Origin of the sequence: Mesorhizobium sp. M7A.F.Ca.CA.002.05.1.1 (assembly GCF_003998335.1) — a bacterium.
Classification (GTDB): domain Bacteria; phylum Pseudomonadota; class Alphaproteobacteria; order Rhizobiales; family Rhizobiaceae; genus Mesorhizobium.
Map to the genome: position 1 here is coordinate 1 of NZ_RZQI01000822.1, position 2,656 is coordinate 2,656.

Below are 2,656 nucleotides of genomic sequence, written 5' to 3' on the forward strand. Positions count from 1 at the left end.
GCGCTTCGGACCATCGCCTTCCATGCGGATGGCGATTTCCTTGATATTCAAGACGATGTCGGTCACGTCCTCGCGCACGCCGGCGATGGACGAGAATTCATGCAGAACGCCGTCGATCTGCACGGCGGTAACAGCCGCACCGCGCAGCGAAGACAGAAGCACGCGGCGCAGCGCGTTGCCCAGCGTCAGGCCAAAGCCACGCTCGAGAGGCTCGGCGACCAGCGTGGTCAGCGTCTTCTTCTTCGACGAGAACTCGATCTTGTTCGGCTTGATCAGTTCCTGCCAATTTTTCTGGATCATGATGCTTTCCTTCCGTTGACCCGCCACCATCCAATCGTGGCGGGCGACCTGGAATGCCGCGGAGGAGCGCCCAAGGGCGCTCGCGCGGCGTTCGGTAAATGCTTAGACGCGACGCTTCTTGCGCGGGCGGCAGCCATTGTGCGGGATCGGCGTCACATCACGGATCGAGGTGATGGTGAAGCCGGCCGCCTGCAGGGCGCGCAATGCCGATTCACGACCGGAGCCGGGTCCGCAGACCTCGACTTCGAGCATGCGCATGCCGTGTTCCTGGGCCTTCTTGGCAACATCCTCGGCAGCCATCTGGGCAGCGAACGGGGTCGACTTGCGCGAACCCTTGAAGCCCTGGGCACCGGCCGACGACCAGGCAATCGAATTGCCCTGCGCGTCGGTGATGGTGATCATCGTGTTGTTGAAGGTCGAATTGACGTGGGCAACGCCCGACGAGATGTTCTTGCGTTCGCGACGGCGAACACGAGCGGCTTCCTTGGCCATGATAGTCCTTTCAGTTGATCTCTACACCGCCGTAATGCCAGCGGCTCCACCTTCGTAAGGAAGTAGGGGAATAGGGCAGTAAGGGAGTAGGGAAAAGTGCGACCCGACTGGCGGGCATTCCCTACTGCCTTACTCCCCTACTCCCTTATTCCCCTAAAAAATTACTTCTTCTTGCCGGCGATCGACTTGGCCGGGCCCTTGCGGGTGCGCGCATTGGTATGCGTGCGCTGGCCGCGGACCGGCAGCGAGCGGCGGTGACGCAGGCCGCGGTAGCAGCCGAGGTCCATGAGCCGCTTGATGTTCATCGAGACTTCGCGGCGCAGGTCGCCTTCAACCTGGTAATCGCGGTCGATGGTTTCGCGGATCTGCAGCACTTCCGCGTCGGTAAGCTGGTTGACGCGGCGCTCGGCCGGGATGCCGACCTTGTCGACGATCTCCTGGGCGAACCGCTTGCCAATGCCGTGAATGTATTGAAGCGCAATGACAACGCGCTTGTTGGTCGGAATGTTGACGCCGGCTATACGAGCCATGTTCTTCCCTTCTCCATGTGGGCCGGCCAACCTCAAAAACGAGGCGGGCACGGCGCTGTCTTAAGTTGCCCCGCGTCCGGTGGAGGCCGGCCCATGCGGGAGTTTCCAGTTCAATGCGGCTGCCTTGCCCTTGCGGACAAGCAAAGCTCATGCCTGATAGGAAGACGGGCCGCCATACCGCAGCGAACCGCCTCCGTCAAGTGCAATCGTTAATTTCCCCGCACTGCGTCCTTGAGCACCGCTTCGATCTGTTCCGTCACGGCGTCGATATCGGCCATGCCGTCGACACTGCGGAGCTTGCCCTTGGCATAGTAGTAGCCAATCAGCGGCGACGTCTTCTTGTAGTATTCCCTCAGGCGCTCTTCGAACACGGTCGGGTTGTCGTCCTTGCGAACGGGAAGGCCGGCGGCCTGCGCCTCGTCGGCGCGCTTGACGATCCGGCCAACCAGGGCCTTGTCGTCGACGACGAGCTCAATGACGGCGTCGAGGCCCTGGGAGCGATCCGACAGCATCTGCTCGACCGCATCCGCCTGCACCAGGGTCCGCGGATAGCCGTCGAGGATGAACCCCTTGGCGCAGTCGGGCTGATCGATACGCTCGGCGACGATCGCGTTGACGATCGCGTCGGACACCAGTTCACCGGCATCCATCACCGCCTTGGCGCGCTTGCCGACTTCGGTGCCTGCCTGGACGGCAGCACGCAGCATGTCGCCCGTCGAGAGCTGGGGTATGCCGTGTTTTTCTACCAGTCTTTGTGCTTGCGTCCCCTTGCCCGCTCCTGGCGGCCCAAGCAATATCAACCTCATCTGGCTTTCTTCCCCCCGCGCAGCTTCGACTTCTTGATCAGGCCTTCATACTGGTGCGCGATCAGGTGGCCCTGAATCTGCGCAACCGTATCGAGCGTGACACTGACCACGATCAGAAGCGATGTGCCACCAAGGTAGAATGGTACGCCAGTCGCCGAGATCAGGAACTCCGGCAACAGGCACACCAGCACCAGATAGATGGCGCCGACGACGGTGATGCGGGTGAGAACGTAATCGATGTAATCGGCGGTGCGCTCGCCCGGACGATAGCCCGGGATGAAGCCCGAATGCTTCTTGAGCTGGTCGGCGGTTTCCTTCGGGTTGAAGACAATCGCAGTGTAGAAGAAGGCGAAGAACGCGATCATCGCCGCATAGAATGCCATATAGAGCGGCTGGCCGTGGCCGAGTGCGGCCAGGATCGTGCTTGCCCAGCCCGGCATGTTGGTCGTCTGCGAGAAGCCCGCGACGGTGGCCGGCAGCAACAGCAGCGACGAGGCGAAGATCGGTGGAATGACGCCCGCCGTATTG

The 2,656-nt window shown here is 61.8% G+C and carries 4 protein-coding genes and 1 pseudogene; all 5 read right to left on the minus strand.

Translation table 11 applies throughout. The annotated features are described in order from the left end of the window. Positions 1 to 300: pseudogene (locus tag EN939_RS29020) on the minus strand (DNA-directed RNA polymerase subunit alpha); the annotation flags it as partial. A gap of 102 nt (positions 301 to 402) precedes the next feature. Next, a complete protein-coding gene (gene rpsK, locus EN939_RS29025) occupies positions 403 to 792 on the minus strand; it encodes a 30S ribosomal protein S11 (protein ID WP_006205444.1) in 390 nt (129 codons plus the stop codon). Positions 793 to 953: 161 nt separating this feature from the next. After that, complete coding sequence (gene rpsM, locus EN939_RS29030; protein ID WP_013531437.1) at positions 954 to 1,322, minus strand: 30S ribosomal protein S13; 369 nt, start codon at positions 1,320 to 1,322, stop codon at positions 954 to 956. Between the two features lie 209 nt (positions 1,323 to 1,531). Then, positions 1,532 to 2,128 carry an adenylate kinase gene (locus EN939_RS29035; RefSeq protein WP_013531436.1) on the minus strand — a complete coding sequence of 199 codons (597 nt, stop codon included), beginning with the start codon at positions 2,126 to 2,128 and terminating at the stop codon, positions 1,532 to 1,534. Then, positions 2,125 to 2,656: preprotein translocase subunit SecY (locus EN939_RS29040; RefSeq protein ID WP_442919574.1), on the minus strand; the 532-nt coding region annotated here is incomplete at its 5' end. The genes EN939_RS29035 and EN939_RS29040, both read right to left, overlap by 4 nt.